At 61.0% G+C, this 26,312-nt stretch carries 23 protein-coding genes; 13 read left to right on the forward strand and 10 right to left on the reverse strand.

Features of this window, described 5'->3' with window-relative positions:
- Nucleotides 1–30: 30 nt before the first annotated feature.
- Nucleotides 31–381, reverse strand: a complete 351-nt coding sequence (locus tag G5380_RS17070; protein ID WP_042053367.1) for a hypothetical protein — start codon at nt 379–381, stop codon at nt 31–33.
- 19 nt (nt 382–400) lie between these two features.
- Complete coding sequence (locus G5380_RS17075; protein WP_040067567.1) at nt 401–697, reverse strand: hypothetical protein; 297 nt, start codon at nt 695–697, stop codon at nt 401–403.
- A 255-nt stretch (nt 698–952) separates the two neighbouring features.
- Here G5380_RS17075 and G5380_RS17080 point away from each other — a divergent pair, with 255 nt between their 5' ends.
- Nucleotides 953–1,963, forward strand: a complete 1,011-nt coding sequence (locus G5380_RS17080) for a Preprotein translocase subunit SecY (RefSeq protein WP_421208954.1) — start codon at nt 953–955, stop codon at nt 1,961–1,963.
- 54 nt (nt 1,964–2,017) lie between these two features.
- Here G5380_RS17080 and G5380_RS17085 read toward each other — a convergent pair whose 3' ends face one another.
- A complete protein-coding gene (locus tag G5380_RS17085) occupies nt 2,018–2,185 on the reverse strand; it encodes a hypothetical protein (protein ID WP_005308905.1) in 168 nt (55 codons plus the stop codon).
- Nucleotides 2,186–2,241: 56 nt separating this feature from the next.
- On the opposite strand from G5380_RS17085, the gene G5380_RS17090 reads away from it, so the two are divergent.
- The 4 genes from G5380_RS17090 to gshA all read left to right on the forward strand — a co-directional run bounded on the left by G5380_RS17090 (nt 2,242) and on the right by gshA (nt 8,154).
- A complete protein-coding gene (locus tag G5380_RS17090) occupies nt 2,242–3,219 on the forward strand; it encodes an NADP-dependent oxidoreductase (protein ID WP_236758185.1) in 978 nt (325 codons plus the stop codon).
- The gene (locus tag G5380_RS17095; protein ID WP_005348990.1) at nt 3,216–3,653 is read left to right on the forward strand and encodes a YqaA family protein; all 438 of its coding nucleotides are present in this window, start codon (nt 3,216–3,218) and stop codon (nt 3,651–3,653) included. The genes G5380_RS17090 and G5380_RS17095 overlap by 4 nt, the downstream gene beginning before the upstream one ends.
- A gap of 27 nt (nt 3,654–3,680) precedes the next feature.
- Nucleotides 3,681–6,494: a M16 family metallopeptidase gene (locus tag G5380_RS17100; protein WP_421352929.1), complete on the forward strand. Its 2,814-nt coding sequence runs from the start codon at nt 3,681–3,683 to the stop codon at nt 6,492–6,494.
- A gap of 61 nt (nt 6,495–6,555) precedes the next feature.
- Nucleotides 6,556–8,154, forward strand: a complete 1,599-nt coding sequence (gene gshA, locus G5380_RS17105) for a glutamate--cysteine ligase (protein WP_421352930.1) — start codon at nt 6,556–6,558, stop codon at nt 8,152–8,154.
- Between the two features lie 81 nt (nt 8,155–8,235).
- Here gshA and G5380_RS17110 read toward each other — a convergent pair whose 3' ends face one another.
- Nucleotides 8,236–10,026 (reverse strand): AMP-dependent synthetase/ligase, encoded by a 1,791-nt coding sequence (locus tag G5380_RS17110; RefSeq protein WP_421352931.1) that lies wholly within the window; start codon nt 10,024–10,026, stop codon nt 8,236–8,238.
- A gap of 227 nt (nt 10,027–10,253) precedes the next feature.
- Between G5380_RS17110 and G5380_RS17115 the strand changes: the two genes are divergently transcribed.
- Nucleotides 10,254–10,754, forward strand: coding sequence for a hypothetical protein (locus G5380_RS17115; RefSeq protein ID WP_421352936.1), 501 nt, complete (start codon nt 10,254–10,256; stop codon nt 10,752–10,754).
- Between the two features lie 7 nt (nt 10,755–10,761).
- Here G5380_RS17115 and rimI read toward each other — a convergent pair whose 3' ends face one another.
- Together rimI and G5380_RS17125 are read right to left on the reverse strand one after the other, a co-directional pair.
- Nucleotides 10,762–11,211 carry a ribosomal protein S18-alanine N-acetyltransferase gene (gene rimI / locus G5380_RS17120; RefSeq protein ID WP_216952883.1) on the reverse strand — a complete coding sequence of 150 codons (450 nt, stop codon included), beginning with the start codon at nt 11,209–11,211 and terminating at the stop codon, nt 10,762–10,764.
- A 102-nt stretch (nt 11,212–11,313) separates the two neighbouring features.
- Nucleotides 11,314–11,748 (reverse strand): DNA polymerase III subunit psi, encoded by a 435-nt coding sequence (locus G5380_RS17125; RefSeq protein ID WP_421352932.1) that lies wholly within the window; start codon nt 11,746–11,748, stop codon nt 11,314–11,316.
- A gap of 313 nt (nt 11,749–12,061) precedes the next feature.
- On the opposite strand from G5380_RS17125, the gene G5380_RS17130 reads away from it, so the two are divergent.
- From G5380_RS17130 to prfC, 4 genes are all read left to right on the forward strand, one after another.
- Nucleotides 12,062–13,675, forward strand: a complete 1,614-nt coding sequence (locus G5380_RS17130; RefSeq protein WP_227341929.1) for an ATPase RavA domain-containing protein — start codon at nt 12,062–12,064, stop codon at nt 13,673–13,675.
- A 9-nt stretch (nt 13,676–13,684) separates the two neighbouring features.
- Nucleotides 13,685–15,139, forward strand: coding sequence for an ATPase RavA stimulator ViaA (gene viaA, locus G5380_RS17135; protein ID WP_216952886.1), 1,455 nt, complete (start codon nt 13,685–13,687; stop codon nt 15,137–15,139).
- Between the two features lie 195 nt (nt 15,140–15,334).
- Complete coding sequence (locus G5380_RS17140; RefSeq protein WP_319919484.1) at nt 15,335–17,182, forward strand: tetratricopeptide repeat-containing diguanylate cyclase; 1,848 nt, start codon at nt 15,335–15,337, stop codon at nt 17,180–17,182.
- Nucleotides 17,183–17,401: 219 nt separating this feature from the next.
- On the forward strand, nt 17,402–18,988 hold the full coding sequence (gene prfC, locus G5380_RS17145; protein ID WP_005340517.1) for a peptide chain release factor 3: 1,587 nt from the start codon (nt 17,402–17,404) through the stop codon (nt 18,986–18,988).
- A gap of 252 nt (nt 18,989–19,240) precedes the next feature.
- Here prfC and G5380_RS17150 read toward each other — a convergent pair whose 3' ends face one another.
- Nucleotides 19,241–20,152, reverse strand: coding sequence for a bifunctional helix-turn-helix transcriptional regulator/GNAT family N-acetyltransferase (locus G5380_RS17150; RefSeq protein WP_110304085.1), 912 nt, complete (start codon nt 20,150–20,152; stop codon nt 19,241–19,243).
- Between the two features lie 138 nt (nt 20,153–20,290).
- On the reverse strand, nt 20,291–21,487 hold the full coding sequence (gene mdtH / locus G5380_RS17155) for a multidrug efflux MFS transporter MdtH (RefSeq protein WP_266134774.1): 1,197 nt from the start codon (nt 21,485–21,487) through the stop codon (nt 20,291–20,293).
- A 92-nt stretch (nt 21,488–21,579) separates the two neighbouring features.
- On the opposite strand from mdtH, the gene G5380_RS17160 reads away from it, so the two are divergent.
- On the forward strand, nt 21,580–22,473 hold the full coding sequence (locus G5380_RS17160; RefSeq protein WP_005349020.1) for a LysR family transcriptional regulator: 894 nt from the start codon (nt 21,580–21,582) through the stop codon (nt 22,471–22,473).
- A 32-nt stretch (nt 22,474–22,505) separates the two neighbouring features.
- On the opposite strand, the gene G5380_RS17165 is transcribed toward G5380_RS17160, so the two are convergent.
- The gene (locus tag G5380_RS17165) at nt 22,506–24,281 is read right to left on the reverse strand and encodes a M4 family metallopeptidase (RefSeq protein ID WP_421352933.1); all 1,776 of its coding nucleotides are present in this window, start codon (nt 24,279–24,281) and stop codon (nt 22,506–22,508) included.
- Nucleotides 24,282–24,628: 347 nt separating this feature from the next.
- On the opposite strand from G5380_RS17165, the gene G5380_RS17170 reads away from it, so the two are divergent.
- Entirely contained in the window at nt 24,629–25,183 is a 555-nt protein-coding gene (locus G5380_RS17170) for a GNAT family N-acetyltransferase (RefSeq protein ID WP_005340529.1), read from the forward strand.
- Nucleotides 25,183–25,734, forward strand: coding sequence for a ribosomal protein S5-alanine N-acetyltransferase (gene rimJ / locus G5380_RS17175; protein ID WP_421231758.1), 552 nt, complete (start codon nt 25,183–25,185; stop codon nt 25,732–25,734). Before G5380_RS17170 ends, rimJ begins: the two co-directional genes overlap by 1 nt.
- A 53-nt stretch (nt 25,735–25,787) precedes the next feature.
- Here the strand turns inward: rimJ and G5380_RS17180 are convergent, their stop codons facing one another.
- Nucleotides 25,788–26,036 (reverse strand): hypothetical protein, encoded by a 249-nt coding sequence (locus G5380_RS17180; RefSeq protein WP_005340533.1) that lies wholly within the window; start codon nt 26,034–26,036, stop codon nt 25,788–25,790.
- Between the last annotated feature and the right edge of the window lie 276 nt (nt 26,037–26,312).

Consider the following 26,312-nt stretch of genomic DNA (forward strand, 5'->3'; position numbering starts at 1 on the left):
CAGGCCCCTGCTGGATAAGGAAAGGGGGGGTCAGTTTTTCTTGCCGTTACCCTTGTTTTTATCCTTCTGTTTGTCGTGACCCTGTCCCGGGTTATTGCCGCTGTGGATGCTGCGGTTGTAGTGATCCCGGTACTTGCCATCCATCTTGTCGCAGTTGAGTTTGATCCGGCTGTCGCCAATGCCAAGATCCAGACAGTTGTCCTGCCACCAGTCGTACTCCTTGTCATCCCAGTCGAGATTGATCTTGATGTCATCACCGGAGATCTTGATGCCATCGCTATTTTTGCTTGGCGGTGCCGCAACCGCGATGCCGTGCGCCATGAGCAGGGAAAGCAGCAGGGCGCCGCGTCGGATAACGGGGTTGTGTTTAGCTTGGGTCATCGCAAGGGTACTCCTGTTGTTACTGGTCGCTCTGCGAGTTGGCAGGGACCTGGTTGGTTTTCGGTGGCTGGTTGCGATTCTCTTCATCTTCCAGATTGAATTTGACCGCCTTGCAGTCGACGGAGGAGGTCTCCCCGATATCCAGAGTGAGGCAGTCGTTCTGGGTCCAGCCGAACTGTTTGTCATCCCAGTCCAGATTGAATTTAAGCTCATCGACGGAAAATTCGGTGCCACCGCTCTCTGGATATTGCTGTGTCGCAGCGGCGCCGCCGGTAACCAGAAGAAGGGAGAGTAGCAAGGTGGTCGTACTGTTCATGATGGCCTCGGATAATTGCAACGGTGGATGAGTGTACGGATCTGGGCTGAACCCGGGCGGAATCGCACCTCATCTCACCACATGATCAAGTCAGGGAGGAATTGTATCGCTTTTCTGCTGCCGATTTGTCCGTTTTGGTCGCACTCTGGGCAGCTGGTTGCCAATCTGAAGGAATTCAGTCATTTGCCCTTCTCTGTGCGAGTCTGGCGACTATAATCGGCAGCCAACTTTTCCTGCACAGCACACCCCTTCATCATGACCACACAGGACTCCTCCACACAGCGCTACCCCAAGGGGTGGTTCGCTCTGACGACGGTATACAGTTTTACCGGATTGGCCATTCTGGCCTCCATTATCTTCTCCCTGCTGCTGTTCCTCTCCATCGATGACAACCCGCTGATGAAGTGGCTGTTCGGCGGCTTGGCCATCATCTTCGAGCTGGGCAAGTTTTACGTCTGGTACGAGTACGGCGAGCGCAAGGCGCGGCGGGATTTGAGTGGTGCTCTCTGGTCGCTGCTGTTTTACAGCGTGCTGGCGGCCATATCCATCGGCGGCAGTATCGGTGGCATCAACAGCGCCACCAATACGGTGTTGAGCCAGCAGGCGCGCCACGAGCGGGAGCTTGCCCGTTTCGACGAGCAGATCGCCAGCATCGAGCGGCAGATCCAGCTCAACGAGGAGGCGGCCCGCAAATACATCGAGCTGGAGCGCATCTCCAGTGGCGTCTCCTCGTTGCAGCACGCCAACACCAAGCTGCGCTTGCAGCAGGATGAGCTGCGTCAGCAGCGCGATGCCAAGCCGGTCAACGAACAATCCTCCATGCTGGGGCTGATGAGCAGTCTGGCGGACGGGGTAGGGATGAGCATCAGTCAGGTGCAGTTCCTGCTGGTCTGCTTCCTCTCGGTGCTGCTCGACGTGTTCGGTGCCTTTTTCGTCAGCCTGATCGGCGAGGAGAACCGCTTTCGCCGGATGTGGCGCTGGCAGCAGGATCAAGCTCGCAGAGAGGCGCAGGAGGCGTTGGCGATGGCAGCCCAGCCTGAGCCCATGCTGCCGCCCGAGCCCGCCCCCGAGGTGCTGGCGCAGGTGCGCGGTGCGCTGGTGAGCGGTGAGCTCAAGTGCAGCAAACGCTCGGTGGCACAGGCTTTGTCACTCTCGCTGGAGGAGGTGGATCGGGTGTTCCACCATCTGCTGTCGCAAGGGGTGCTGGGGCAGGGGAGCAATCGACACTACTACCTAAATCCGGCGCTGGAGCAGCAACCCGAATAGTGAGAAGGCCACCGGAACGCGGTGGCCTTTTTCGTTATCGAGTGGCTGTGGCACTCAGTGAGTCAGCACCATCATCAGGCTGAGGAAGGCGGCCAGTCCGCCACCGATGCCGATGATCCAGTAAAACCCCTTGGCCCCCTGTTTGAGCGGGATGCGGAAGTAGAGCAGAAATGCCCACCACCCCAGTGCCAGCAACAGAGGAATAAGAAACATTCGAGCCATGGTGTCCTCGCTGTTATTCTGTTGACCCTTGATCAATCAACAGGATGGATTGTGCAATGACGCAACTACAGATTACCGCATTCGGTGACCCCTCGGTACTCAAGCTCAACCCTTCCCTCGATAAGGTGCCAGCCGATGGCGAAGTGCGGGTACGCATCTGCTTTGCGGGGGTCAATCCCATCGATGCCAAAACCCGCGCCGGTCTTGGCTGGGCGGCGGCCCAGAACAAGGACAAGCTGCCCTGGACGCCGGGTTATGACATCTCCGGCGTGGTGGAGAAGATAGGCCCCGGCGTGACCTCGCTGGTCGAGGGGGATCTGGTGTGCGGCATGGTCGGTTTTCCCCTCGCTGCCGGTGGCTACGGGGAGTCTGTGGTGGCAAGCGAAGGCGAGCTGGTCAAGCTCGACGGAGTGAGCCTGCAGCAGGGGGCGGCGCTGCCGCTGGCCGGTCTCACCGCCTGGCAGGGGCTGCTTGAGCACGGCGGCCTCCAGAGCGGTCAGCGGGTCTTGATCCTCGCCGGTGCCGGTGGCGTCGGCCATCTGGCGGTGCAGTTTGCCAGCGCTTATGGCGCCGAGGTGGTGGCCACCGCCAGCCCCGACAACCATGGCTTCCTGCACGCACTGGGGGCGCGCTGGATGGTGGATTACCATGATGCGAACTGGCCAGCACAGGTGGTGGCAGAGGCCAGTCAGGTCGATCTGGTGCTGGATCTGGTGGGCGGCGAGAGCGGCAAGGCGGCGCTGGCCTGCGTCAAACCGGGTGGCCGCCTGGTGACTGTGCCTACCATTACCGCCCAGCAGATCAAGGATGCTGGGGCTGCGGCGGGCATCGAGGTGGTCGGCATGCTGGTTCACCCCGACCAGAAGCAGCTGGGTCAGATGTTGATGCTGCTGCGTCAGGGGGAGGTGAAGGTCACCCTCGCCGGTGAGTTCGCTCTGGCTGAGGGGGCGCTGGCCCATCAGGCCATCGAAGGGGGCCATGTACGCGGCAAGCTGCTGCTGCGCATGCCTGCGGCCGATGGCTATCCCGGATGAGCGAGATGATGGAGATGGGGCTGGGGTGGCTCTTTTTAAGTGCATTCACCTCCGCCACCCTGCTGCCCGGCAGCTCGGAAGTGCTGCTGGGGGCCATGGCGGCCAAGGGGGAGTGGAGCATGGCTAGCCTGCTGCTGTGGGCGACGCTGGGCAATACCCTCGGTTCCATGACTACCTGGTGGCTCGGCTGGCTCGCCACCTTCAAGAAAAAACCGGAAGATTTTCAAGGCCGTGGGGAACAAAAAGCCTTAGGCTGGCTCAAACAACATGGTCACTGGTGTCTGCTGCTTGCCTGGACGCCGGTGGTCGGTGATGGTCTCTGTCTGTTGGCCGGTTGGCTGCGCCTCTCCTTCTGGCGCTCTCTCATTTTGATCGGGCTCGGCAAATTGTTCCGTTATGCCCTGGTTTTTCTGCTGGCCAGTCACATTTTCTAGCCTGTTTTTGTCACTCACGAGGTTACCGTGAACAAAGTCATACCTTTAACGATTCTGCTGGGCTTCACCCTGCCGGTGCTGGCGGCACCGACCCTGATCGCCGAACAGGGCAAGGAGGAGGGCAAGCTCGCCATCCCCTACCAGATGTACAAGCTGGACAATGGCCTGACCGTGATCCTGGCTCCCGACCGCTCCGATCCGCTGGTGCACCTCGATGTGACCTATCACGTCGGTTCATCCCGCGAGACGGTCGGCAAGTCCGGTTTCGCCCACTTCTTCGAGCACATGATGTTCCAGGGTTCCAAGCACGTCGGTGATCAGGAGCATATGCGGATCATCAACGAGGCCGGTGGTGACATGAACGGCACCACCAACAAGGACCGCACCAACTACTACGAAACTGTGCCTGCCAACCAGCTGGAAAAAGTGCTCTGGCTGGAGGCGGATCGGATGGGCTTCCTGCTCGATGCGGTGAGCCAGAAGAAGTTCGAGATCCAGCGCGCCACCGTCAAGAACGAACGGGCCCAGCGGGTCGACAACCAGCCGTACGGGCTGGTGAGCGAGAAGGTTGGGGAGGCTCTCTATCCGCGTACACACCCCTACTCCTGGCAGCCTATCGGTTACGTGGAAGATCTCGACCGGGTCGATGTGAACGACCTCAAGCAGTTCTTCCTGCGCTGGTATGGCCCCAACAACGCCACCCTGACTCTGGGCGGCGACTTTGACTGCAAGCAGGCCCTCGAGTGGATCGAGAAGTACTTCGGCTCCATCCCGCGCGGCCCGGACGTGGCCGAGCCGGCGCCAAAGCCGGTGACCCTGCCCGAGACCCGCTACGTGACGCTGCAGGACAAGGTGCACCTGCCGCTGCTCTATATCAGCTACCCCACCGTCTCCCTTGGTGATCCGCAGGAGCCGGCGCTCGACATGTTTGCCGACGTGCTGGGCGGTTCCGCCAGCTCCATGCTCTACCAGTCGCTGGTGAAAACCGGCAAGGCGATCGATGTGGGGGCGTCTCACTACTGCGAAGAGCTGGCCTGTACCCTGACCGTCTACGCCTATCCCAATCCGTCGCAGGATGGCAGCCTCAAGACCCTCAAGGGGGAGGTGGACAAGGTGATCGGCGAGTTCGCCCAGCGCGGCCTCAAACCGGAAGATCTGGAGAAGGCGATCGCCAAGTACCGCGCCTCCGCCATCTGGGGTCTGGACAGCGTATCCGGCAAGGTGAGCCAGCTCGCCATGGGTCAGGTGTTTGCCCAGGACCCCAACTATGTGTTCAAGACCCTCGATGCCATCGGCAAGGTGACACCGGAGCAGGTGAAGGCCGCCTACGACAAGTTCATCGCCGACAAGCCGGCGGTGGTGCTGAGCGTGGTGCCCAAGGGCAAGACCGAGTGGCAGGTTGCCACCCCGAACTTTACTCCCGCCAAGCGCGAGCTGCCGGATTACAGCAAGCATGACGAAGCGCTGGCCGAACGACCGGTTAAAGACAATTTCGATCGCAGCGTGCAGCCCAAGGCGAGTGGGGCGGTGAGCGTCAAGGTGCCCGCCATCTGGCACGGCAAGCTCGACAAGAACATCGAGATCATCGGCACCAAGAGTGACGAGATCCCGGCCGTCTCCATCATGATCGCCCTGCCGGGCGGTATTCGTGCCGAAGATAAGGGGCAGCTTGGGCTGGCCAATCTGACTGCCGCCATGATGGGGCAGGGCACGGTGCGCCTGACCGAGGCTCAGCTGAGCGACGAGCTGCAAAAGCTGGGCTCAAGCATTGATGTCTCCAGCGCCCAGTACAACAACCTCATCACCGTCAGCTCGCTGGCGGACAAGTTGCCCCAGACCATGGCGCTGGTGCGCGAGGTGCTGGAGCGCCCGGGCATGCGGGAGGCGGACTTCGAGCGGGTCAAGGCGCAGCTGCTGCAAGGGATGCAACAGGCCCAGCAGCAGCCCGAGTGGCTGGCCGGGCAGGCGTTCCGCGAACTGGTCTACGGCAAGCAGAACCGCCTCGGGCAACCTACCGACGGGGTACCGGCCGATGTGGCCAAGCTGACCCTGGCGGACGTGAAGCACTTCTATCAGGCCTACTACAACCCCACCAACGCCAAAGTGGTTGTGGTCGGTGATGTGGACCAGAAGCAGATCGAGGAGCAACTTGGCTTCCTGACCGAGTGGAAGGGGGCAACGCCAACCCTGGGGGATCTCAAGCTCAAGGGTGAGCAGGCCAAGCCGGGCATCTATCTGGTCGACAAGCCGGGGGCGCCCCAGTCGGTGATCCGCATCGGTCGTCGCGCCATGCCGTTTGATACCACGGGGGATTACTTCACCGCCGGGCTGATGAACTTCAACCTGGGTGGTAACTTCAACAGCCGCATCAATCTCAACCTGCGGGAAGACAAGGGCTACACCTACGGCGCCAGCTCGGGCTTCTCCGCCAACCGCGAGGTGGGCACCTTCGCCACCGGTGCCAATGTGCGGGCCGATGCAACCGTGGATGCCATCCGCCAGTTCCTCAAGGAGATGGACAACTACCGCAAGAGCGGCCCGACACCGGTGGAGCTGGCCTATATGCGCAGCGCGGTCTCCCAGCAGGATGCCCTCTCTTACGAGACCTTGGGCCAGAAGGCGGGCTTCCTGCTGCAGATGGTGATGTATGACCTGAAACCGGACTATGTGCAGGCCCAGAACAACCTGATCAAGACGGTGTCGCCCGAGGCGCTGAAGGCCAGTGCCGCCCGTTGGCTCAATCCGGCCGATATGGTGATCGTGGTGGTGGGAGACAAGCAAAAGCTTGAAAAACCCCTGAAGGAGCTTCATCTTCCCATCTATCCGCTGCAGTTGCCGTAACTGACGCTTTATAAAAATCAAGAGCCGCCCCGGATGGGGCGGCCTCACATGAGCCGTGAATATGACTACAACAAGCTTGTCGCTCACCGAGTTGCTGAATGCGTTGGGATCACCGGAGCGCCTGACCGCGCTCAAGGGGATCCGGCGCGGGATCGAACGTGAATGCCTGCGCATCACGCCGGATGGCCGACTCGCCCAGAGTGACCATCCCCGGGCGCTGGGCTCGGCCCTGACCCATCCCAATATCACCACCGACTACTCGGAGAGCCTGCTGGAGTTCATCACCCCGGCCACCGACTCCATCGATAGCCTGATGGAGCAGCTCGGCGATATCCATCACCATGTGATTCAGCATCTGGGTGACGAGCGGATTTGGCCGCTCTCCATGCCCTGCTTCGTCGGTGGGGAAGAGAGCATCCGGCTGGCCCAGTACGGCAGCTCCAACATCGGCAAGATGAAGACTCTCTACCGTCAGGGCTTGAAGAACCGCTACGGCAGCCTGATGCAGGTGATCGCCGGGGTGCACTTCAACTTCTCCATGCCCGACAGCTTCTGGAGCGAGTGGCAGGATCTGGTGTGCGAAGGGTGCTGTAGCCAGCGCTTTATCTCCGACAAGTACATGGGGCTTATTCGCAACGTCTACCGCTTCGGCTGGCTGGTGCCCTATCTGTTCGGCGCCTCCCCGGCCATCTGCGAATCCTTCCTCAAAGGGCGCAAGAGCAACCTGCCGTTCGAGAAGACCGGCAAGGGCACCCTCTATCTGCCTTACGCCACCGCGCTGCGTCTCTCCGATCTTGGCTATACCAACAGCGCCCAGGCTGGGCTCAAGATCAGCCACGACAATCTGCCGGCCTATGTCAGCAGCCTGCGCCGCGCCATTAACACCCACAATCCCGACTTTGCCAAGATCGGGGTCAAGGTGGATGGGGAGTATCGTCAGCTCAACGACAACGTGTTGCAGCTGGAGAATGAGCTCTACGCCCCGATCCGCCCCAAGCGTACTCCGCGCAGCGGCGAGAAGCCTTCGGATGCGCTGGATCAGCGCGGCATCGAATACATCGAGCTGCGTACCGTGGACGTCAACCCCTTCACCCCGCTCGGCATCGATGCGGATCAGATCCGCTTCTTCGATCTGTTCCTGGTCTGGTGCCTGCTGCGCCCCTCTCCGGTGCTGAGTGACGAAGAGATTGCCCGCAACCGCCGCAACCAGAACAAGGTGGTGCTGGAAGGGCGTCGTCCCGGCCTGACGCTGGAAGATGAGCAGGGCAATGCCATTGGCCTCAAAGAGTACGGCCTCAAACTGTTTGACGAGCTGGCTCAGGTGGCCGACCTGCTGGATCGCTGCTGTGGCCGCAACCGCTATCGCGAGACGCTGGCGATGCACCGCGAGAAGCTGCTCGACCCCGAGCTCACCTACTCCGCCCGCATGCTCAGGGAGTTGCTGGAGAGCGGCAAGGACAACGGCTGCTATGGCGACAAGCTGGCTACCCGCTATCGGGAGGAGCTGCTGGCAGGGGAGCTGCAATACTGGGATGAAGCCTACTTTGCCGGTGAGGCGAAGGATTCGCTGGCCAAGCAGCGCGAACGCGAGCGCAGCGACAGCCTGTCGTTCGATGACTTCCTGGCCGACTACTTCGGAACCAGTGCCCCCACGGCCTGAAGGCTGGTTCATACCAACCAAGGTGCCAACAAAAAGCCGCTCGAGTGAGCGGCTTTTTGATTTCTCTGAACCTGAGCGATATCAGACGTGGTTATACATGGCCTCGATTTCGCTCTGGTATTTTGCCTCGATGATCTTGCGGCGCAGCTTCATGGTGGGGGTCAGTTCACCCAGCTCCATGGAGAAGGCGCTCGGCAGCAGGGTGAACTTCTTCACCTGCTCGAACTTGGCCAGCTCTTTTTGCAAGTCGGCGATGCGGGCCTCGAAGAACTCCATCACCCGGGAGTGGCGCAGCAGCTCGGTCTTGCACTGGTACTGCAGGTTGATGGAGCGGGCGTACTCCTCAAGCGACTCGAAACAGGGGACGATCAGCGCCGAGACGAAGTGGCGGGCATCGGCGACGATGGCGATCTGCTCGATAAAGCGATCCTTGCCGATGGTCCCTTCCACCAGCTGCGGTGCTACGTACTTGCCGTTGGAGGTCTTCATCAGCTCCTTGAGGCGCTCGGTGAAGTAGATATTGCCCTGGCTATCGAGCTCACCGGCATCGCCGGTACGCAGGAAGCCATCTTCGGTCATCACTTCGGCGGTGGCGTCCGGCTTGTTGTAGTAGCCGCGCATTACGGTGGGGGAACGCACCAGCAGCTCGTTGTTCTCACCCAGCTTCACTTCGATGCCGTTCAGTGCCGTGCCGATGGAGCCCAACTTGAACTGGCTATCCTCGTAGCAGCAGACGGTGGCGGTGGTCTCGGTCATGCCGTAGCCGTACTTGAGGTTGAGCCCCATCGCCTGGAAGAAGAGGTTCACATCGTCGGCCAGGCGGGCGCCCGCCACTGGCAGGAAGCGGGTGCGGCCGCCGAAGCGGGCGCGCAGCTTGCGAAACACCAGTCGCTCGGCGAGCCAGAGCTGGCCATAGAGCAGCGGGGAGGCGGACTTGCCCGCCTGACGGGTGGCAACCATCTGCTTGCCGACCTTGGTCGCCCAGCCAAACAGGGCGCGGCGCAGAGCCGGAGCCTGAGCAACTTTGGCCTGGATCATGGCGTAGGCCTTCTCGTAGAGGCGCGGCACGGCGCACATTACGGTCGGCTGCACCTCGCCAATCACATCCATCACCTTCTGTGGATCGCGGATATAGACGTTCTCGGCACCGCAGTAGAGCACGTAGTAGCTCCAGGCCCGCTCAAACACGTGGCTGAGCGGCAGCATGCAGAGCGACACATCCTGCTGATTGAGGTCGAGGCGGCTGTTGTGCATCTCGAAACAGGCGGCGATGTTGCTGAAGTCGAGCATGACCCCCTTGGGCTCGCCTGTGGTGCCGGAGGTGTAGATCAGGGTCAGCAGATCATCCATCCGGTACTGGGTTTCCCGTACTCGCAGTTCCTGCTCGCTGGGCTGATGGTTGCCGGAGACCAGAAATGTCTGGAAGTGGCTCGCCTGCTTGCAGCCGCGCAGATTGACGTTGCCATCGAGAGCGACGATCTGACGAATTTCGCCGTTTTGCAGCAGGGTCAGCGCCTGATCGAACTGGGGTTGTTCGCCAACGAACAGTACCTTGATGCCGGCATCTTTGACGATGTAGCGCAGCTGATCGAGTGTGCTGGTGGGGTAGATAGGGACGCTGACGCCGCGGGCGGCAAGGATGCCGAGATCGGCCTGGGTCCACTCCGGCATGTTGCGGGCATAGATGCCGACCATTTCGGTTGGCTGGTGGCCGGCACGGATCAGCGCCTGTGCGCAGTAGTCCATGGCCTGGCCCAGAGTACGCCAGCCGATGGCGCGCCACTGGCCATCTTGCTGAACCCGCAGGGCAGCCTTGTTGCCAAGCTGGGCAATACGTTCACGCATCAGTCGAACCAGATGAAGCTTCGGCATCAGTTAAACATCCTTTAATTACAGTTGTACGCCTGCAAGGGCACTAAAAATCGGGCTAGAGTTTAAACTCCAAGATTACAGCTTACAAGTGTTCGCTGTTTGTCTTGGATCACAAAGAGTGCAAATAGCTCTTCCTTTGTGCAGAGTGGCCGATACTGCAAAGGAGCAAAGGGAGAGTTAACGATATGAATCTATGGATGAAAGGGGCATTGGCCGTGATCGGGCTCATGATGGTGGGGGGCGGGGCGACCTGGTACTTTCTGGGCAAGACACAGCAGCCTGCGAATCCCTGGTATGAAGGGGCGGAGGGATACCAGCAGGCCCAACAGCAGGCATTGGCGCTGGGCTATCCGCTGCTCTATGTGCTGGAGACCCCCAAGTGCCGTCGCTGCAAGGCATTGAACGAACGCTTCTGGCGCAGTGAAGAGATGAGAGTGCCGTTGAGCCGATTGGTCAAGGTGCGGCTCAATCCGGGCAAGGGGGATGGTAGTGAACAGATCCTGCGCCGTTTTCCCAAGGTGGCCACACCGCCCGGCATCTATATCCAGCAGCCGGGTCAACCCCTCAAACCGATCAAGATAGTGGTGGATATACAGCAGATCTGGATGCCGGGGAAAACCTGGCTGCGGGGCTTCTATATGCCGCTTTCCGCCGCCGGATTCGGGGCGGTGGTTCACACCACTCTCTCCTTGCAGGATCCGGCGATGGATAACGCCCCCCTCGATTGAGGCGGGATCAGCTGAAGTCGAACAGGCGGGACATCAGTACCGCATCTTCCCGATCATTGCCGGTGCCGTAGTAGTCGGCGCGGCGGCAATACTCGGCAAAGCCGGCGCTCTCGTAGAGGTTGATGGCGGTCTGGTTGCCTGCCCGCACCTCGAGAAACCAGGCCTCTGCCCCGGCTTGTTTGCTGCGAGTCAGGTAGGCTTGCAGCAGTGTCCGTCCCAACCCCTTGCCCTGAAATTCGGGGTGGACACAGATATTCATCAGCGAGCTGTCTCCGGCCACCAGATCCGAGATATAGAAGCCGGCCGGGCGACCATCGACCAGCATCAAGCCGTTGAGATAGCGAGGACCGAAGCAGGATAGCAGGTTGGCCTGGCTCCAGGGCTCCTTGTGGGCGGCCTGCTCTATGGGATAGACAAGGTCGAAATCGGCTTCGAGCAGGGGGCGAAACTCAGGCATGTTGACTCCGGGTGACTGGGTGGAGGATGTCGGGGTTGGCAAAGACGACTTTTGTAAAATCAGGTAAAAAGAGCGGCTTCCAAGAGGGCGTTGAAGGCATGATCATGCCGTACTGTTCGCCAGGTGTCGGCGTAGTTGTTGCCACAGGGCGCGCTTTTGTGCGGCACTGGGGGCCAGCGGACAGATCAACGCATCGGGTCGTTCCGGGTTGGCCTCCGTCAGCCAGAGCAGCGGTGAGGCATCCGCCGTTTGCAGATCGGCAGGCGGCAGCTCGCTGAGCAGTGAGACCTCGTCGGGGGTCATGCCGAGCAGCTGGCAGATATCCGCCAGCAGCGTGGTGGCAGGCAGCTGAGGCGCCAGCAACCAGAGTTTGCCGCTGGGCAGCGGAGCGCGGGTGGCCGGTGCTGTCTGGTCGGGCTGCACGGCATCTTGCGCAAGCTCGGGTACGAGATCTGCACCCAGCAATGCCGGACGACGCAGTTGCCAGCTTTGAATGCCCATGCGGGCCAACATGCTCTGACGAACGGAATCTTGCATCTGGGGCGACTCACTCTTGATCTGCGTTGGGGAAAATTGTGTTGCGCAGGGTACACTCGAACCGCTTTTGCTGCACCCTTTGCAACGCATCATCTGGCGCATGCGGGCATGGTGCCATCACGACACTGGCTATGCATGGGCGCAGCACGCTGCCGATACGGTATCGCACTGCCTTTGCGTTTTTTCCTGCCAGAGGCGGGTATTGTGCGGCAAGAGATACCAGAATAAACATCATAACAAGACAAAACCCAAGGTCGAGCAAATGGATATCGCGCCTTGGGGCTAACATCATCCCAGCTTCGGAACACTCTCTATGTCGTCTTTAGCTCAAGCCCAGAACCCTGCGCGTCTTATTCCCATCCAGGAGCGCCTGCCCCGGCTGCTGGCAGCCCTCGGTGAGGGGCTTTATGAACGGCAGGATGCCCTGCGCCTCGGTCTGCTGGCAGCCCTCAGTGGCGAGAGTGTCTTCTTGCTGGGGCCACCCGGTATCGCCAAGAGTCTGATTGCCCGTCGCCTCAAGCTGGCCTTTCACGACGCCCGCCACTTTGAATATCTGATGACCCGTTTCAGCACACCGGAGGAGGTATTTGGCCCCCTCTCCATTCAGGCGCTGAAAGAGGATGGCAAATACCTGCGCCTCACTGCCGGCTATCTGCCGGAGGCTGAGGTGGTGTTCCTCGACGAGATCTGGAAGGCGGGTCCCGCCATTCTCAACACCCTGCTCACCGCCATCAACGAACGGCAGTTCCGCAATGGTGATAGCCAGCATCCCATCCCCATGCGGCTGCTGGTGACCGCCTCCAACGAGCTGCCGGCGCCGGACAGCGGGCTGGAAGCGCTCTACGACCGGATGCTGGTGCGGATCTGGATGGACCGGGTGCAGGAGAAAGCCAACTTTCAATCCATGCTGGCCAGCGACGGTCACGCCCACCAGAATCTGCCGGAATCCCTGCAGATCCGGGGGGATGAGTACGAGCAGTGGCAGAGCCAGATTGAGCAGGTGCGCCTGCCGGATGCCTGTTTCGAACTTATCTATCAGCTGCGCCAGCAGCTAGACAGCCAGCTGGCCCATCGCTGTTATGTGTCGGATCGCCGCTGGAAGAAGGCGGTACGGCTCATCAAGGCGAGCGCCTTCTTCAATGGCCGCGATGAGGTCGCACCGGTAGATCTGCTGCTGTTCAAGGATTGTCTCTGGCACGACGAGGAGTCCCGCACCGCCCTGCTGGAGATGATGACCGAGTTCTCCCGTCTCTACGGTTATCAGCAACTGGCCTTGACCCGCCAGCTGCTTGCCCTGCGGGATCAATTCAAACAGCTCAAACAGGGCGTGGCCCAGCGTCTCTGCTGCAAGGCGCGCAAGCGCAAGCAGTGGTTTGGCAGACGGGCGAGGGGGATCGAGATCCCGCTCGCCAACGCCAGACCCTTTGGCAAGCAGGTGCACTTCCATCTGCTCACCCCGGCCCCGCTGGATGGCAGCGATCCCGAGCGTCTCACCAGCACCCTGGTGTTCGATCGTACCCTGCTTTCCCATTGGCATCCGACCGGCGAGGCGCTGGTGGGTTATCAATATGGCAACCCGAAAGAGGGACACTACGAGCTGGTACTTGACGATGAGCTGCGCCTGCAGGTGCTCGATATCCAGCGCCAGCAGATCCCGCTGGTATTGATGGAGCGCAACGCCATCCCCGAGGTGGTGCTGGCGCCCTGGCTGCAAGCGCTTGATGAGCTGCTTGCCCAGGTTGGCAAGGTGGTACTGGAGCTTAAACAGCAGCGTACTCTGTTCGATCGTCATCGGCAGCACCTCTTTATTGCCCAGCGCTGGCTGCAACAGGTGGAGGACAGCTTCTTCGTGCTGAGCCGGGATCTTGAACTGCTGCGCGGCGAGCTGACACAGTGGCGCGAGCGGTTGCCAAGGCTGGACGAGTAAGGATCGCTCATGCTTGAGATTGGCATGTTGGATCTGGGGCTCCTGATCGGTGAAGGGGAGCTGGCAGGGGAGGTGGCACTTTTGCTTGCTGCGTCGCCTAAGATCTCCGAATTTATCAAACGCTCCCCGCTGCAGGGCAAGCTGCTGAAAAAGCGCCTGCAGAGCTGGGGTGAGCAGCTTGGCGAGGAGATCCGTCACAAGCCGGTGCCGGTGGCGCTGGAGCAGGAGTACCTGCTCTATCAGGCGCACCGGCAGTTGCCGATGACCGAGCTGATTGGTCGCCTGCCCGCCCTGCTGGAGTCGCTGGATCACTACAGCCCCTTTGCCGGTGAGGCCCGTTCGCTGGTTCGCCAGCTGATGGCTCACCCCACCGAGGGGCTGCGCCAGCTCTTTATCGACAAGTGGCGTGCCAGTCTGGTGGGGAGCCTGCTGCAACTGCAGCAGCAGATCGCCGAGGCGGAGCGGGAGAAGCAGCGTCAGGAGATTGAAGATCAGCTGCTGGCGAGCCGCACCCTGGCCGATGCCCTCGATCCGAACCAGATCTCAGCCGGTGGTCTTTGGGATCTGGCGCAGGGGCACTGGCACAAACGCAGTCTGGTGCTGGTCAAGCAATACGCCCGTATGTTGCAGCGCGAGCCCTTGCTGGCGGAGATTGCCGCTCTTCTCGGGCGCAGCGAGCGGGATCGCCGGGCGCAGGAGCAGCCGGTGCCACCGGTTCAGGTGCTGGAGCTGGAGCCCGCCCCCAGCGACGATGTGCCGGACGACCTGGTGGGCATCCACCAGGCGAGCGACCTGATGCGGCTACTGCCAAGCGAGGCGGTGATGCTGGGGCTGCCGGAGCTGGAGCTGGAGTTCTACCGCCGCTATCTGGAGCGGCGCCTGCTCAGTTACCAGTCACGCGGCACCTTGCCGCGCCAGCGCATTATGCTGCGCACCCCGGAGCAGGGGGGGCAGCAGTTGCAGCAGCGGGGCCCCTTTATCGTCTGTGTCGATACCTCCGGCTCCATGGGGGGCTATCCCGAGGAGTGTGCCAAGGCACTCTTTCTTGCGCTGCTCAAGGTGGCGATGGATGAGAAGCGCGGTTGCTACCTGATGCTCTTCTCTACCGAGGTGGCGACCCTTGAGATCACCGCCGATACCGGACTGGACAAGGCGGAGCGCTTCCTCTCCATGAGCTTTCACGGTGGTACCGATCTGGTGCCTTGTCTGGAGAAGGCGCTGGTCAAACTCGATGAGCCCGCTTTTGCCAAGGCGGATGTGCTGGTTATCTCGGACTTTATCGCTCAGAGTCTGCCCCATGCCTTGCTCGAGCAGATGAACCGCTATCGCCAGCGCCAGACCCGCTTTCACGCAGTGGCCATGTCCCGGCACGCCAAACCGGCACTGTTGCGTGTCTTTGACAACAGCTGGCTGCTCGATTGCGGTCTGCGCGGCCGGCTACTGCGGCGCTGGCAGCATCATTAGTTACCGGGAGGGAGCCAGCCCCCTCTTTCGCTCTGTATCCCCCTCCTCATTCCAACGTTATGATATTGCTGTAAAATGTGAGATGAAACCCATTCAAGTCCTCTCTCCTTGCGGTAGCCTTTACAGCCGTTGTTACAGGGTGATTTTCCGGTATCGGGTCGCCTGCTGCTCTTTCCCCATTCATCCGGAGTGTTTATGAGCCGACTTGCCTTGCTGCTGTTGCTGGCGGTATTCGGGCTGGCAGCCAGACCCTTGTCCCCCGAGCAGTTGGAAAATGAACTGGAGGAGATGGAGCAGGTCCATCAGCCTATCGAGTTGCTGCGGGAGCGCGTTGCTCGCTTGCTGCGGGATGGCAGCGACTATCCACCGTCCCAGCTGATGCGGATCAGTCGTCTGGCTTGCTGGGCCCAATCTGCCGATGACATCCAGGCGTCTCGCCGTGCGATTGCGTATGCCGATAGCCAACTGGTGCTGGCTCAACAACGGGGAGATGACGCAGCCATTGCCGAGTTGCTCATCTGTCGTGGCTGGTTCAATCAGCTGCTCGGCGAGGTGGCACAAGCCCGTCGGGATTATGATGAGGGGCTGCGGTTGGCAGGGGAGGCCGCTGTGCTCAAGCTGGAGGCGCTGGCGCTGTCCCACCGGGGAGCCATGTTGTCGTTTCAGGGGGCGTCAGGGCAGGGGCTGGTGGATCTCACTAGGGCGCACGACATCTACGAACGGTTGGGATTGACCACCTGGTATAACCGGGCGCAGCTCGAGATTGCCGCCGCGTTTCGCCGCATGGGTCTCTATGCCGAGGCTCTCACTACCCTGAACCGGTTGCATGAACACTTTGCCCACAACCATGACGGGTTCGGTTTGGCCAGGATGAGAGAGCAGCTGGCTCTGGTCTATCTGGAGACGGGGCGCTATCAGGAAGCGCAGCAGGAGCTCGAACGTAGTCTCGCCTTTTTGCAACAACCCGAGTACCGGATTGAACATGCGGATCGTCAAGTGATGCTGGCGGAGGCTCTGCTCGGTCTGGCGCGCCTGGAGCAGGCCGGACGCTTGCTGGCGCAGGCAGCAGGCGTGCTCACCCCTGAAGTTGATCCTATCCTCCACGCCCATCTCGAGCTGGTAATGGCCAAACTGCAGGTGAAAATGCGGGATCCGGCCCCGGCCTTGAGCGCACTGGCGAAGATTGAACCGATCCTGAAGGCTGAGGGGCACACTCGTTACCTGATGGATCTCTACGCAGTGCGCAGCGAAGCATTCGAGCTGCAAGGGGACTATCCGGCTGCGCTGGCGGCCTTGCGGGATCATTTGGTGCAAGAGCAGCGCCTCGACCAGATGCAGCGAGAGCAGAGTACAGCCTGGGTGCGCGGCCAGTTTGAACTGACCCGCCAGGCGGAAGAGAACAAGCGGTTGCGGGTCGAGCAGCAGTTGCAGCGGCAGGAGCTGGCGCAGATCAAGGAGCGTCGCTTCTGGTTGCTGGTGGTGATGGTGCTCTGCGGTGGAGTGGCTCTGCTGACGATGAGGTGGTTGCTGGAGCGCAATCGTCGGATGCATCGGTTGGCCTTTACCGATGAGCTGACCGGCATCGATAACCGGCGTCGGGTGCTGGTGGATGGGCGCGAGCACTTTGAGCTGGCCCGCAGGCAGCGAATGCCCTTTTCTCTGCTGCTTTTTGATATCGATCACTTCAAGCGGATCAACGATTCGCTGGGTCATCATCAGGGAGATCGGGTACTGCAGTGGGTATCCAGAATGGTGGCAAGAGAGTTGCGGCAGCAGGATCTGCTGGGCCGTACCGGTGGAGAGGAGTTTTTGGCACTGCTGCCGGAGACGGGGCTGGAGGAGGCGTCCCGTTTGGCTGAGCGGATCCGCGCCAGGGTCGGCCAACGGGCGTTGCCCGGTTTGTCCCATCCGGTGACCATCAGCATCGGGTGTGCCTGCCAGCGCGATGATGATCAGGATCTGGCCGCGTTGATCCGGCGTGCGGATGAGGCTCTCTACCGGGCAAAAGGGGCCGGGCGCAACCGGGTGGAAACAGACGACTGACGGACTGGGTATTTTTCACTCGCGCGGGTATAATGTCGCGCAATTTTGCTTTGACTCAGGCGAGAAGACCCATGTAACGCAACCCTCCTCCCTCTCTCCACCAGGTTGGCAAAACGCCAGCTGGCGTGGCTTTCGTTGCGTATACATGTGCCGTGAGCGGCATTCCGGATTTATTCCCACGGTGGCCGATGCCACCGCTCAATAGAAGAACGTTGAATTATGTCAGCTGAATTTCTGAGTGAAGTCTCCAAGAGACGCACTTTTGCGATCATTTCGCACCCGGATGCGGGTAAAACCACCATCACCGAGAAAGTCCTGCTGTTCGGACAGGCCATTCAGCGCGCCGGTACCGTCAAGGGCCGTGGCTCGGGCCAGCACGCCAAATCCGACTGGATGGAGATGGAGAAGCAGCGTGGTATCTCCATCACCACCTCGGTGATGCAGTTTCCCTATGCCGATTGTCTGGTCAACCTGCTCGACACCCCGGGCCACGAGGACTTCTCTGAAGATACCTACCGTACCCTGACGGCGGTCGACTGCTGCCTGATGGTCATCGACGCCGCCAAGGGTGTTGAAGACCGGACCCGCAAGCTGATGGAAGTGACCCGCCTGCGTGATACTCCCATCCTCACCTTCATGAACAAGCTGGACCGTGAAGTGCGTGACCCGATGGAAGTGATGGATGAGGTGGAGCGCGAGCTGAAGATCATGTGCGCCCCCATCACCTGGCCCATCGGCTGCGGTAAATCCTTCAAGGGGGTCTATCACCTCTACAAGGACGAGACCTATCTCTATCAGAGCGGTCAGGGCCACACCATCCAGGAGAAGCGGGTGGTCAAGGGGCTGAACAACCCGGATCTGGATGCCGCCGTCGGCGAAGATCTGGCCCAGCAACTGCGCGACGAGCTGGAGCTGGTGCAGGGCGCCTCCCCCGAGTTCGATCACGATGCCTTTATCGCTGGCGAGATGACCCCGGTCTTCTTCGGTACTGCGCTTGGCAACTTCGGTGTTGACCACATGCTGGATGGCCTGACCGACTGGGCGCCGTCTCCCATGCCGCGCAAGGCCGAGAGCCGCGAAGTGGTGGCGACCGAGGAGAAGTTCTCCGGCTTCGTGTTCAAGATCCAGGCAAACATGGATCCGAAACACCGTGACCGTATCGCTTTTATGCGTATCGTGTCAGGCACCTATTCCAAGGGCATGAAGATGCGCCACGTGCGTATCGGCAAGGATGTGAACATCTCCGACGCCGTGACCTTTATGGCCGGTGACCGTGAACAGGCGGAAGACGCCTTCGCCGGTGACATCATCGGTCTGCACAACCACGGTACCATCCAGATCGGCGACACCTTCACCCAGGGTGAGGATCTCAAGTTCACCGGTATCCCGAACTTCGCACCGGAACTGTTCCGCCGCATCCGCCTGCGCGATCCGCTCAAGCAGAAGCAGCTGCTCAAGGGGTTGGTCCAGCTCTCCGAAGAGGGGGCGGTACAGGTGTTCCGTCCGCTGATCAGCAACGATCTCATCGTCGGTGCGGTCGGTGTGCTGCAGTTTGACGTGGTGGTTTCTCGTCTGAAGAGCGAGTACAACGTCGAGGCCATCTACGAGGCGGTCAACGTCTCCACCGCCCGCTGGGTGGAAGGGACCGACGTCAAGAAGTTCGAAGAGTTCAAGCGCAAGAACGAGGTCAACCTGGCCCTCGATGGCGGTGACAACCTCACCTATATCGCACCGACCATGGTCAACCTGCGCCTGGCCCAGGAGCGCCACCCGGACGTCGAGTTCCGCCAGACTCGCGAGCACTGATCACCGCTGGTTTGCTTATTGGCAGATAATCAAAGAGACCCCGCTTCGGCGGGGTCTCTTGTTTTGTGCCGTTTTGCCTGTTTAAGGAGGGATGCAGGGGGGAATGGTTCAGCATATACCAGTCGCAAGCAGCCCTCACCCTAGCCCTCTCCCGGAGGGAGAGGGAACCATCGGAGGTCTTCCTGAAAGATCGCGGAAGTGTTTTGCCCCCTTCTCCCCTTGCGGGAGAAGGGCTGGGGATGAGGGGGGGGGCTACCCAAGTGTCAGCACCATGCAGATCTCGCAATCCCCGTGGCCGGTGCAGCCAAGGGGGCCAGGCAGATGTTCAAAGCCCAGTGATTCATAGAGGCTGGTGGCTTCGCGCAAGACCTCGGTCGTTTCCAGATAGCAGCGCTGATAACCAAGTGCGCGCGCCTCGTCCAGTGCCTGCAACACCAGCCGCTTGCCAAGGCCCAGTCCGCGCAGGGCGGGCATAAAGTACATCTTCTGCAGCTCGCAGACTCCCTCTTCTCCTGCCAATGGCGCGATACCACCACCGCCGAGGATGGAACCGTCCGGCCCTTCGATAACCCAGTAGCGGCTCTTCTCCCCCTGATAGCTCTGGGAGAGGGTGTCGAGATTGGGATCCGAGACCCCATACCCTTTGTCGGCGGTGAGGCCATATTCGGCCGAGACGGCGCGGATCACCAAGGCGATCTGGGCATTGTCCGCCGCCGTGATGGGGCGGATCTGGTAACCCCGCTGGCGACGGGCGCGGGAGAGGGCGCTGCGATAGAGACGTAACCCTTGCCACAACTGCTCCCGCTCGGGCAGGCTCAACTGCGCCAGCATCTCTTCCATCGCCCCGTCCATCTCCCGGTGCAACTCCAGCAGCATCCCCTGACCGTTGACGGTGAGGCGGGCCTCCTTGCTGCGGCCGTCGGAGGGGTGCGGGTGCCAGCTGATAAGCTCCCGCTCGGCGAGGCGTGCCAGCGGACGGCTGGCGTTGGATTTGTCGATGTGCAGCTTTTCTGCTAGCTGCTGATTGGTGGCCGGGGCGTTTTCCAGCTCGATCAGCAGGTGAGCCTCGATGGGGGTGAGGGCCAGATTGCCGCACTGCTGGGAGAGCATGCCGAGTTCGCGAACCAGATCGCGCGACAGGGCGCGCAGGGGACGGGGATCCATATCGTGGTTTCCTTTTTAGTTGTGCATGACAACTAAAATAGCGTAAAAGTTGTAATTCGCAACCTTTTGCTGTGATGGCTTGCAGAATATGGGGTAAGCGGCAGCACCGTTGGCGGGGCTGCCGTAGGCAGGGGGGCGTCAGGCGGCGGCTCTGATGGTCAGCTCCGGGCGGCGGGAGAAGCAGCGGGCGAGCAGCAACATGGTGGCGACGCCTATGGTGCCCAGCACCAGCCAGGGGAGGGCAGGTTGTCCCTGTTGCAGCGAGAAGTCATAGAGGGAGCCGCCGCCCACGTAGCCGGTCATGCCCCCCAGCGCCAGCCCGAGGCGGCTGAAGCCCATGTAGCTGCCGCGGGCTGTGGGGTTGGCAAGCCGGGTCATCAGGGTCTCCCGGGCCGGTTCGCAGATGATGATCCCCAGATAGAAGCAGGCCAGCAGCACGAAGATGCCGGAGAGGGTGTTGACGAAAGCGACCAGCCCGATCCCCACCGTCATCAGCAGGATACCCGCCATCAGCCTGCTCTCCAGCCGATAGCGCCGCTCGCTGAAACGGGCGATAGGGTAGAGCAGCGCCAGTGACAGCGCCGTTTCCAGGCTGTACATCCAGCCCACTGCCGTGGTGGTGCCAGAGAGCTGCTTGACCAGAATGGGGAAAATCAGCATCACCTGTACCCACAGCATGTAGTAGCCGCTCAGGATCAGCACCAGTCGGCAGAAGGCGCGATCCGCCAGCACCTGCCCCAACCCTTCCCGCATCGGAGTCGGTTTGACCGAGAGGCGGTAGGCGGGCAACAGGGTCCAGTTGCACAGGGCCGCCAGGGTGAAGAGCCCGGCACCCAGCAGGCAGACATAGGTGAAGTCAAAGCGCAGCAGCCAGCTGCCTAGCAGGGCACCGGTGACGGCTCCCGCGCTCTCCAGCATCATCAGCAGGGAGATAAAGCGGCCCCGTTCATGGGGACGGGTAAATTTGATCACCAGTGCGGCCCGTGGCGGGTCAAACAGGCAACCGCCCAGTCCGGAGAGGAAGCAGGAGAAGATCAGCATGGCACCGCTGTCGGCCCAGGCCAGGGTGGCAAAGCCGACGGCGCGCAACAGCATGCCGGTGACGATGAGCGGGCGGGCGCCAAAGCGGTCAGCGAGGGAGCCGCCGAAGATCCCCAGTCCCTGCTGGGTCAGCTGGCGCAGGCCGAGGGCCAGCCCCACCAGACCGGCCGCCCAGCCGAGTTGATCGACGAAGCGCAGGCTGATCATCGGCATCACCACAAAGAAACCCAGGATCACCAGTGTGGTATCCAGCGCCAGAAACCAACGCCCCCAAAACCTCGCCCTATCGACCATAACGCCCTCTCATTCACAGATACCTTCATTCTGGAGAGGGTTTAGATATAGTGGTAGACGACAACTACCTATATTTCATATCAGGATTATTTATGTCTATGGATCTGGACGATCTGCAACTGCTGCTGGATGTGGCCGAGCTGGGCAGCTTCAGTCAGGCGGCGGCCATTCGTGGCTGGTCACAGCCGCTCGTGAGCCAGCGGATTGCCCAGCTGGAGGAGAGCCTCGGGGCGCCGCTGTTTCAGCGTCATCGGCGCGGGGTGACGCCGACCCGTGCCTGCGAGGAGTTTCTGCCATCGGCCCGCTCTGCGCTGGCGATCCTGAGCGAAGGGCGGCTGGCACTGCAGGGGGCGCCTGCGCTACCTTGTATCCGTCTCTCCAGCCTGCCATCCCTCACTTCGGTGGTGTTTGGCTCGCTATTGATGGAGCTGGTGGACGAGCCGTTCGAAATCCGCTGCACCACGGATCACTCCGGCGAGATCATGCAGTCGCTGCTGACCGGGGAGGCCGATATCGGCTTTGTACTCAAGCGCCCGCCGGTTGCTGGCCTGCAGATGGAGCTGCTCTGCTGCTCCCCCATTATCGCTATCGCCTCGCCATTGCATCCGCTGGCCGGTTGTCACGGCCTCACCCTGGAGGATATTGCCGACCAGCGGCTGGCGCCTCAGGTATGGGGGCCGGGGTGTGACGTCTTTATCCAGCAGTTGCGGCGGCTGCGGCGGGCCGCCAGCCCCCTGCATGCGGTGCAGCCCGCCAGTGCGGCGCGGGATCTGGCGCTGGAACACGGGTTTATCACCCTGATGCCGGAGCTGGCCATCAAGCGGGATCTGGAGGTGGGGCGGCTGGTCAGGCTCGATGTGCGCAATCTGCCGCAAGAGCATTGGGATGTGATGATGGCTTGGCGAGGTGGCAAGCGGCCCAACCCGGCCCGGGAAACCGTGTTGGCCACCGCCCGCACGCTGGCGAAACGGTGGCGCAATGAGTAGAGCGATGCGGGACAAGGCCCGCACCGGGTGGATCAGTAGCTGGCCTTGAGGGTCACGCCACTGAACGCTGCAAACCCTGACAGCTGCACATGCCAGGTGCCCGCCTTGGGATTGGTGAACGAGCAGCTTTCGTTATTGCCCCCCTTGTAGGGGCGGCAGTCGTAACTGCTGCTGGTGGGGGCGCTGCCAAAGCGGACGTAGAGGTCGGCATCACCGGTACCGCCGCTGCTGCTGATCTGCAGCGACCTGGTGCCCGCCGGTACGTTCAGGGTGTAGTTGAGTTTGCCACCCTTGCTGGCGGCGAGGTTGCTCACCGGCACGCCGTTTTGCAGCACGTTGTCGCTCGGTGGCGGCGTGCTGCCGCAGCTGGCATCGACCCCGACGGTCTGGAAGGCCCGTGCCACATCCGCCTGACTGTAACCCAGATCGGCGGTCGCCCGGCTGACGCCGCAGGCCCCTTGCTGATAGTTGGTGTTGGCGCCCCAGTAGAGGCGGTTGGCCAGCAAGAAGACTTCAAATGCCTTGCGGGTGTTCCAGCCACTGCTGGTGGCGAGCAGGTAGAAGGCGCGGTTATAGACCCCGGAGCTGTGGTGTACATCCATCCCCTCCTGATAATCCGCCGCATGGCCGATGGACCTGCCATCCCGGGTCGGATCCTCGAAGTAGCGCAGGGAGCCGTTGCCCTTGAAGATCTGGGCGCCGACCAGCCAGTCGTTGCTCCCCTTCATGTAGAACTCGGCCGCTTCACCCGCCATATCGGAGAAGGCCTCGTTGATGCCGCCGGATTGTCCTGAATAGATCAGCCCGGAGTTCTGTTCGGTAAAGCCGTGGCTCACCTCGTGAGCCGCCACATCAAGGCTCACCAGCGGGTGGAAGGTGGTAGCGCCGTCACCGAAGGTCATCTGGCTGCCATCCCAGAAGGCGTTCTCGTAATTCTTGCTGTAGTGAACCCGCATCTTCAGTTTGAAGGTGAGGGGCGCCGTGTTGTACCAGTTGCGGTACATGTCGAACACCACGTTGCCGAAGTAGTGGGCGTCGTTGAGGGGCGAATAGGCGCCGTTGATCTCCTTGACCCGGTTCTCCGGGCAGGTGAACTGGTGGATGGCACCGCCTGAGGTGGCGTGGTTGAGGTTGATGGTATCGACGTTGGGGCTGGTCATCCGGCAGTTGTCATCCACGATGAGCGGGCCAAAGTCGGTGCCGTAGACGTATTTGCCGGTCTTGATGTTGCCCCCCGGGCCGCTGGCGTCCTTGTGGTTGATCCCCTCCCAGCGTTTGAGCTCCTCACCGCTCTGGGCATCAAGAATGACGAAGGGGCGGCTCGGCTTGTCACCTTCGGCGATGAAGGAGACCTGATAAACCAGCCGGGCCAGCCCGTTCTCATCCTGCATCACGTAGAGTTTGACCTGCTCGTTGCTCCCCTTGCTGCCCGCCTTGGCCTTGCTGGCGGCATCCTGTGGCGAGAGGGTGGCGACCGGGCTTGCCACATCCTGATCGATCTGGCGCAGCATGCGCCCGCTGGCCTGTTGCAGCTGGCCGTTCAGGCTCTTGTCAGCTACCACCACCTGACCCATTACCGGGATGCCGTTCCAGACCTGCTCGTAGCGGATCCGCTGCTGGCCATTGGGCAGCTTGACCACCCGCACCTGACGAAACTCGCCATCTTCCAGCTGCAAGGTACCACTCGCGGCACTGAGGCCGGTCATGGCCCGGATGCCGTTTGCCGTTACGTTGATCTCTACCTCTTGCGCCGCCAGTGCGGTGCTTCCCCAGCAGGCCAGCGCAACGGCCAGATAAATTTTATTCATCTCTTCTTTCCTTAAATCGATGAGGTTGATAAACCGACCGAAGGTCGGGCGTTTTGAAGCTAGTGCCGGTGGGGGAAAGTGCCCCCTGTCAAAAGTGACAGCGCAGCACAAAGGGGTAGCAGGATCTGCCAAAGTGCCGTTTTGGGGCATTCGTCGGCGCCATGTGGAGAGCATTATCCGGTTTCAGACTCCCACCCTCCTCTTTTGAGGGAGGAGAGTACGCTCGCTGTCACCCTCTGCGAAGCCTGCCGGAGGAGGGCCGTAAAAGTGGCTGGCGCGGCCAGTGGCGATTGGCTACATTGGGTGGCTGGTTCGCTATTTGATCACTGATTTGAAAGGAGAATCCCATGTTTTCATGGCAGTTGGACGACGAGCTTGCGCTGCTCTTCTTGCAGCCCGATATGGCGAGCGAACTGTTTGCCCTCTGCAATGACAACCGGGAGTACCTCTCCCAGTGGCTACCTTGGCCGCCACTGATCCAGCGCCCCGTCGACAGCGCCCTCTTCATTCGCAGTGCCATCGAGAAGTTCGCCCGGGGCGAGGGGCTCACCACCGCCATCGAGTATCAGGGGGAGGTGGTGGGGGTCATAGGTTACAACAGCATCGATCACGACCTTGGCAAGGTGGTCATCGGCTACTGGCTGGCGGAGCGCTGGCAGGGCAACGGTATCATCACCCGGGCCTGTCAGGCCCTGATCCACCACGCCTTCGAGGAGATGGGGATGGAGAAGGTGGAGATCAGCGCCGCCACCGATAACGAGCCCAGCAGGGCTGTTTGTGAACGGCTCGGGATGCAGCTGGAGGGGGTGACCCGGCGCGCAGAGCGGCTGGGCAACCGGATTGTGGACCATGCCCACTACAGCCTGCTGCGCGACGAGTGGCTAAGACAGAGGGAGTCCTGATGGCGCTGCCACATATCAAGACGGCCCGCACCCACCTGACCATACTGTCGCCGGATCAGGCCCCCATGATGCTCGACTTCTACCGGCGCAACCGTGCCCATCTCACCCCCTGGGAGCCGCTGCGGGACGAGCACTTTTACACCCTCTCTTACTGGCATGCCCGGCTGCAGGACAGCTACAGCCAGTTCTTCAACGGCACCGGCGTCAATCTGGTGGCCCTCGATCCGGCTGGCGAGCGGGTGATCGCCACCTGCAACTTCAGCAATATCCTGATGGGGGTCTTCAAGGCGTGTCACCTCGGCTATGCCATCGACCAGCAGCATCAGGGGCAGGGGGTGATGGGAGAGGTGCTGTCAGCCGCCATCGACTACCTGTTTCGGGAGCACGATCTGCATCGCATCATGGCTTGCTATATGCCTGCCAATCAGCGCAGCGGCGCCCTGCTGGAGCGGCTCGGCTTCGAGCGGGAGGGATTCGCGCGGGCGTATCTGATGATCAATGGTCGCTGGGAGGATCACATCCTCACCTCGCTGATTAATCCGGCGACCTGATTGTCAGATAAAAAAACGGGCCCATGGGGCCCGTCTTTCAATGAGGTGCAGGCTTAGTTGGCCTTGGCATCGCTCACTGCAGCTTCAACCTTGGTAGCTGCTTCGGTAGCAGCTTTTTCTACGGTTGCAGTCGCTTCGGAGGTGGCCTTCTCTACGGTAGAGGTGGCTTCGCTAGCGGCTTTTTCTACAGTGGCAGCAACTTCGGCGGCCGGAGCAGCAGCAGGAGCGGCAGCTTTTTCTTCTTTCTGACCGCAAGCAGTCAACATCAGACCCAGGATACCGGCTACCAGTACTTTGTTCATGTGCATTCCCTCAAATAAATATGGAGAGATGGTCTGTGCAACCATCACAGCGCCCACCGTTGCCCGGTATTGAAACAAGAAGCCGGGAGGCAGCAGGCGGGCGCAATATAGCCCCATTAGTTACCGATGAAAACGGATATCACAATGACATTTTTTCGTGCCGTGGATAAAAAGCTCCACTGCAACGACTGATATCAATACAAGATGCCGTTAAATGGTACTGATTGCACAATAAAACACCGCTTTGCTGCCGTCTTGTGGCGGTTTAACAAGGTC

The sequence above is a fragment of the Aeromonas sp. 604443 genome (assembly GCF_049170315.1).
GTDB lineage: Bacteria > Pseudomonadota > Gammaproteobacteria > Enterobacterales > Aeromonadaceae > Aeromonas > Aeromonas veronii_A.